At 32.7% G+C, this 6,777-nt stretch carries 5 protein-coding genes and 1 pseudogene; all 6 read left to right on the top strand.

Translation table 11 applies throughout. The annotated features are described in order from the left end of the window. Positions 1 to 546, top strand: a pseudogene (locus tag BAQ44_RS31395) (S-layer homology domain-containing protein); the annotation flags it as partial. 77 nt (positions 547 to 623) lie between these two features. Further along, the gene (locus BAQ44_RS09745) at positions 624 to 3,182 is read left to right on the top strand and encodes a conjugal transfer protein (RefSeq protein ID WP_071721537.1); all 2,559 of its coding nucleotides are present in this window, start codon (positions 624 to 626) and stop codon (positions 3,180 to 3,182) included. A 43-nt stretch (positions 3,183 to 3,225) separates the two neighbouring features. Next, positions 3,226 to 3,630, top strand: coding sequence for a hypothetical protein (locus tag BAQ44_RS09740; RefSeq protein WP_071721539.1), 405 nt, complete (start codon positions 3,226 to 3,228; stop codon positions 3,628 to 3,630). Between the two features lie 15 nt (positions 3,631 to 3,645). After that, on the top strand, positions 3,646 to 4,455 hold the full coding sequence (gene cpaB / locus BAQ44_RS09735; RefSeq protein WP_000730537.1) for a Flp pilus assembly protein CpaB: 810 nt from the start codon (positions 3,646 to 3,648) through the stop codon (positions 4,453 to 4,455). Between the two features lie 17 nt (positions 4,456 to 4,472). Then, on the top strand, positions 4,473 to 5,306 hold the full coding sequence (locus BAQ44_RS09730; RefSeq protein ID WP_071721536.1) for an AAA family ATPase: 834 nt from the start codon (positions 4,473 to 4,475) through the stop codon (positions 5,304 to 5,306). Next, on the top strand, positions 5,294 to 6,769 hold the full coding sequence (locus BAQ44_RS09725; protein WP_071721535.1) for a TadA family conjugal transfer-associated ATPase: 1,476 nt from the start codon (positions 5,294 to 5,296) through the stop codon (positions 6,767 to 6,769). Before BAQ44_RS09730 ends, BAQ44_RS09725 begins: the two co-directional genes overlap by 13 nt. The last annotated feature ends 8 nt before the right edge of the window (positions 6,770 to 6,777 follow it).

Below are 6,777 nucleotides of genomic sequence, written 5' to 3'. Positions count from 1 at the left end.
AAACCTGAGACTAAACCAGAAGTGAAGCCTGAGGAAAAACCTGAGACTAAGCCAGAAGTGAAGCCTGAAGAGAAATTACCACAGGGATTAGATGCTGGATTAGCAACGCCAGAGACTAAATTTAATGAAACTGCTTTTAATAACTTACAGGTTTCTCAAGATTCAGTTTCAAGCCCAGCACAAAATATTGTTAAATCTGTAAACCAAAAATATGGAACTAATTTAAAATACAATAATATTGGTGCAGAAGTGACTCTTAAAGATGAAGGTATGTATCTTCCATCAAGCACATTTAATGCACAATTTTTAGTAGAAAGCATTGATAAAGATAATTATAAAATTCTATTCTTATCAAATAACAATGCAACTGTAGAATTAGCTAAAGAGTGGATTAAATTATTAACTCCTGCTTTAAATGTAGACAAAGAGATTGATACTATGGTCAATGAACCAAAAATCAGTAATTATGAAAAAGGTGACCATAAAGTACGTATTGGTTTAACAATGGTTGATAAAATGTTATATGTTCAAGTGAAATCGAACTAAGATTAATGAAAATATGGTATACGGGGAAGGGGAAATATCTTCTCCGTATACATTTGATACACGAAAGGGGGAAGATCGTGTATAAAATAAAATCTACACTTTTTTTAATTGTAGTGTTGATAGCATTATTTATACCAAATACAGCAAGTGCAAGAAATAATGATGTGCCATTTTATAATGGTGATCCTAGTACTTTATTGGATACCTCAACTTTGCAAATTAAAGGGAAATTACTTAGACCTGGTAAAGGATATACACCACCACTTGGTGGAGATGCATATTATACAGCTGACTTTCATTATCCAGCTATGTATAACGGTTCATTTAATTTTAGTAATAATTTTGAAAACCTAGTTCAAAATGCAGATTACTCAGAACCATATGTTAACCTTGCAAATGATGGATTTTTGGGAACAGGGAATCCAATTGGAAACCGAATGGTTACCGAAATTCAAAGAATGAATTCAACCATTATCCATAATAAGTATAATGGAAATGGAGATTTTGTATTAGATAATTTACAAGAACATAATGTAAAGAACCTAGGTACAGGAAAAAGCTACGGGCTCTTCTACTGGATTCGAGATATTGCTTATTTAAGTGGAGGATATGCAGGTGCTGGTTTAAATAAAGGTGTAAGTCCTTATCAAATTTGGGTAGTTCGTACAAGCAATCCGGATATTACTAAATTTAATGCTTCGAATGGTGCAAAATCTGACCCTGTTAACTTCAATTTAGAAGGATTCGAATATGTATCAAAAAATAAAGGTTATACTGACAATGATCCAAACTCTGATACATATAACCCATATCGTGACTCAGCAGGTGAGCGAAATCGTGTACATTGGTTTCTAGAAATTTATCAAAACGGTTCGTTGGTAGATAAAAATGATGGCTATATACGTTCACAACCACAAATTAATAATTCGAAATCTTCCGAAAAAGAAGCTGGTAAATTTGGGGGAAGTGGTACTAATAGTCCTATTCGTTGGCAACCAAAAAGTTGTGGTAAATTTACAGCAAAATTGAAGGTAGTAGATGGAGTCCAACGTGAGTCAGAGGTAAAAACTACGGATTTCACAATAGATGGCAATTGTGGTACAGAAGTGCCAGTTGATCCAAGTGATAATATGTGTAAGGATGATTTTAAATATAAAATGGACTTTTCTGTAGATCGAATTGAAGGAGAAACGGCAGAAAAAGGAACAAATATTTCTACCCCTGTAAAAGTATCTAGAGCCAATTTTAAAGAGGAAAGGGATAAATATAGGGGTGAATTAAAAGAGAAGATTAACTCTCTGCAATCAGAAATAAATAGTCTTAGAGATGATAGAGATAGTGCAAGCTCTAATTTAAGGTCATGTCGTTTGGAAAAAACTTGCTATGTGGATGCAAACGGAGAACAACATTGTTATCCAAAAGATTGTTCATGGTGGGAAGAACGTCTAGATAGTATTCTATTAAGGCTTCAGAAAGTAGAAGAAAAATTAAAATGTGAAACGAATAAATTAAAACGACTTGAAACATTAGAAGCTCAATACAATTCAACAGAACCTAATATCATCTTAAGCTTTGATGGTGATAGGGTGGGGACACAGAATGTTACCTTAAAGGAAGGAGAAAGTAAAACCATAAGCTTTGACTGGACATTAAAAAGGTCTGGACAAATAGAGGCTGAAATTAATCCATTGCCACGAAAGTATGATAACAGTAAAGATGTTGAAAAAACGAATTTTAAGAATAATAAATTGGATACACCTATATACACATCTAGTCATCAAATGTCATTATGTCCTCAGCCTGGAGAAAAAGCTAGTATTCAAGCTGTAGTAAGAACAATAAATGACAAGGGAACAAAGGATAAACTCTATGAATATCTGACAGGTGAGATAATTAATTTATCCAGAAAAACATTGAGATCGGGATATGGATTTAGTTATGAGGTGAAAACAACTTATTCTAATGAAGATCCTAAAAGTAGTGCAACAGGGCCTAAAAGTACAGATTCATTTTTTCCAACAATGACTAAGCATTTGCAATATCCAAAAGTTGATGATGGATATAAAGTGCAAATGGAAAAGACGAAAAATTCTGTAAGTGAATCGGTTTGGTCACTCCCAATGACATATGTTGAAAAGTTTTCAGGTAATGTCTTTGATAAAGACTATAAAAATCACCCAGCTTATAATCCAAAAGAGATAATTCTAAATGGTGGTCGAAAGTGGTATACATCTTTTGATCAAAAAGATGGGAAATATGCTTTTAATATTAAATCTTATAATGCCGGAGTAAATAAATTAAACTTATGTCTAACTGGCGAAGTAATGATTGAAGGTTCATTTATTGGAAATAAAAAGGGCGAAGATGATTTTATTAGAAGATCAGTAAATCCGAGTAATCCATTCCCTGATAAGGTGGGATGGAATTGGCAAGGAAAAGAAACAATGTTAACAAGTTTAAATAATTGGTGGACAAATTGGAAATATCCGAATCCTAAAGATATTCCTCCAGGTTATCATAAAGAATCTTATAAAATTAGTCCTGAAATTTACCAATCTATTAAAGCATATAATAAATCTCATGGATTAAATGTGGATTTAAATAGTGAATTCTTTAGCAAGTTTAACCTTAAATAACCTAAAAAGGGTGATGTAATTGAGTGCCCCTAAGTTTGTAATAATGGCTCTTGTATTGCTTGGATTTACATTGTTTATTGCAAGTTCAAGTTATTTGTTTGCAGCTGATACAAATGAGGACAGAACTTTAGAACAGGCAGCAGCAAGCGCTATGAGCAAGGGTATTAATATGGGACAGGTTAGGGTGGATGAAGAAGTTACAGTTAATGAGGATGTAGTAAAAGAGGCTCTTGTGAGACAGTATGTAGAGCAATCAAATCTAAGTGATGGTGAGAAGCAATTACATATATATGCTCTTGCTTCTCAGCCATCCATGCTTGCTGTAGAATCTTATAACACTTTTGATCTTCCGATACGTAAATACCTAAAAGAAGAAGATGAAAAAGCTAGTGTTCGACAATTTGCTAACATTATATTTGAAGCAAAAAAGTTGAAAAAACCTAATTAATAGGAGTTGGAAGATGTGAAAAAAAAGAGTACGCCTAAGAAGTTAGCTATTACTTTAGCAGCTTCAATAGGATTAGTAGTTGCGATTGTTGGATACGAGAATTATGCCGTTTCTAGCAAGGTCAATTTACAAAAAGTATATTTTACTAAGGTTGATATTCCACCTAGAACCAAGATAACCAAAGATATGCTACAAGTACGTGAAGTATCAAATAGCTCAATTCCCCCTAATGCGATTAAAAATCCGAATGACATTGTAGGGAAATATACTGTAAATGGTTTTGGGTTAGTCGAGAATTCATATGTTTTTAAGAATAAAGTGGTATCTAAAGATGAGCTTCCAGATGCAGCTATTTTAAACTTAAAACCAAGTGAAGTGGCATTTCCTCTATTAGTAGATATTGAGACTTCTTCAGGGAATAGTATTATTCCAGAAAGTCATGTGGATCTGTACTTTAAGGGAACAGTTAAGGATAAAGATGAAAAAGGTGAGGTTGTAGAAAAGCCTATCTTTGGCCGCATTGCAAAACATGTAAGAGTAACAGCAGTTAAAGATAGTAATGCAGCAAATGTTTTTGACCCTGCAACTATAAATGTGGAAGGCTCATATCAGGATAGCTTAAAAGAAGAAGCGAAAAATCGCCCTATGGCAAAGATTTATACATTCGCAGTGAATGAAGAAGAAAATACATTGCTAAATCAAGGTACATTAATTGGGAAAATAATCCCTGTTGCAAGTGGAACAGCATATAAAACAAATGTTGAAAAAACAGCAGATGAACAAATTGTAAAATGGATACAAAAACAATCGTACAAAGTGAAATAAGAGAGTGAGGGATAAACATGGGGAGTAATAATCCAAAAATTATCGGCGTATTTGGTATAGAGCAAAATATTGGTAAGGCTACATTATCTCATGCGTTATCAAAAATAATTGCAGAAAATCAACATAAAGTATTGTTTGTTGAGTTAGATTATTCAAATCCTTCGTTTGCCAATAAAGCCCAAATGCCTCTTGGTGATAGACATATGGGAAAATTTATGGAAGAAGCTATTTTGTATAATCAATTAAATCTTGAAAATTACATTTTTAGAAAAAAAGATATTCATAGTAACACAAAACAATTTGATTGGTTGCCCAGTTCATTGGATTTACTAGTTTATCCAAAGGAGTATCAAGCATCCGAATTTCCAGATTTTCAAAATGATAGCGAAGAAATTATTATTAAATTCGTAGAAAAATTAATGAATAGAATCAAGAGTTTAGACTACGATGCAGTTATTTTTAACCTTCCATGTGAAATTGACGATATTTTTGGATTACCAATATTACGTAAATGTGAATATGTGATTAATGTATTGAATGGTAGCCCTAAATATCTATCGAGATATATGGAATTAACAAATGTCTTTGAACAAGCTGATTTACAATACAAGAAATGGATACAAGTATTTAATCTTTGTAGTAGTAATATAGGTAAGGATATTTACGGAGAATTAACTGAGTTAAATATTTCTGAATGCATTCCGTATTGCAATGAACGAGCTGAATTTGAATTTGCTTTGAAGGTGGGCTCTCCTATAATTGATTTGCATTTGAAAACTATTTCTCGTCAACTTGGTTTCTTCATTAAACAAGAAGAAAAAAGAGGTGGCATTAAACTATGGAGATCGTAAAGAAAAATATTATCAATTTAGAGAAGTATGGTCATAGTCCAGGGAAAAAGAAAAAAATTGATATTGAGAAGTATATTTATACTATTAAAGCAAGTAATAGTATAGGTGTTAATCATGAAAAGGAACTACCGGAAGAATATTTAAAAGAAGTAAAAGATTTCTTGAAAAATGAACATAAATCATTACTTCAAGAATCCTTTGGTGATGAAAAAAAGAAAGCTGCACTAAGGAAAGTGGTTTCTCAATATCTTATTGAAAAACCTAATCTTCCAGGGTTTTCGCTAGATGAACTAACCAAATTACTAGTGGATGCTGTAGCTGGTTTAGATGTTTTGGAAGCTTTTGCAGAAAACCCAAATGTCACTGATATTATTTGTAATGATTATGATGAAATATGGATTACTGATCTTAAAGAAGGGAAGTACCTTTCTGATATTAAGTTTAAAGATAGAAAAGCATATGAAACATTATGTTATAAGTTTGCATATGCTTCTGGGCAAACTTGGTCATATTCAAAACCAGAGTGTGATGCCTTTTTCCCTAATATGCGTATTAATTTAATGGGATTTGATATTTCACAAGAGGGTATTTCACTTGCAATTCGTAAGTTTACGAAAGGTTTGAGAATTAGTCGAGAATCGATTCTAGAAACACAGCAAGCAAATGAAGTTATGGTAGATTTATTAAGAGCCATTATGAGAACACGTAGTAGAGTATTAATTTCAGGATCAACAGGATCAGGTAAAACAGAGTTATTAAAGTATTTAGTAGGTTATATTTTTGAATTGGATAGAATTTTGATGGTTCAGGATAGCCCAGAAGTTTTCTTAAAATACATTTACCCAAGACGTGACATTAAAACTTGGATAACCAGAGAAAAAGAAGGGGTTGAAAATGTTATTGATTTAGACCGGTTAAACAGATCTGCACTACGTCAATTTATAAAATGGCTAATTATTGGTGAGTCTCGTGGTGGGGAAGCATGGAGTATGGTTAAATCAGCGAAAACAGGACACCCGGTTATGACATCATTACATTCTTTTGGGGCAATTGATAGTATTGAAAGGGTTGTAGACATGTGCTCGGAGAAAGTTAATATGTCATTAGAGTCATTATATAGAAGTGTAGCAAATAACTTTGATTTCGGGATTCATCTAGAAGAAACACTTGATGGAACAAGAAGAATTACAGAGATAGTTGAATATACAGGTTATAAAAATGGGCAAGTACAATATAATCCGTTGTTTTCTTTCGACATAGAATCAGAAATAGAATATGTAGATGAAAAAGGCAGAACTAGATTCAAAGTAGAGGGATGTCATCAACAGACTGGGCATTTAAGCGATTCTATGATTAAAAAGATGAAAAAATCCAGAGTTTTTACTAAACAATTAGAAGTTTTACAAAAAGATAGGGAGAAATCAGACTTATCTAAGGAGGGGGCAGCAGTTGCAGTATCTTAAATATTTAC

Source organism: Bacillus mobilis (assembly GCF_001884045.1).
GTDB classification, from domain to species: Bacteria; Bacillota; Bacilli; order Bacillales; family Bacillaceae_G; genus Bacillus_A; species Bacillus_A mobilis.
Note: the sequence above shows the minus strand (reverse complement) of the source record. Positions and strands in the feature narration are given on the sequence as shown.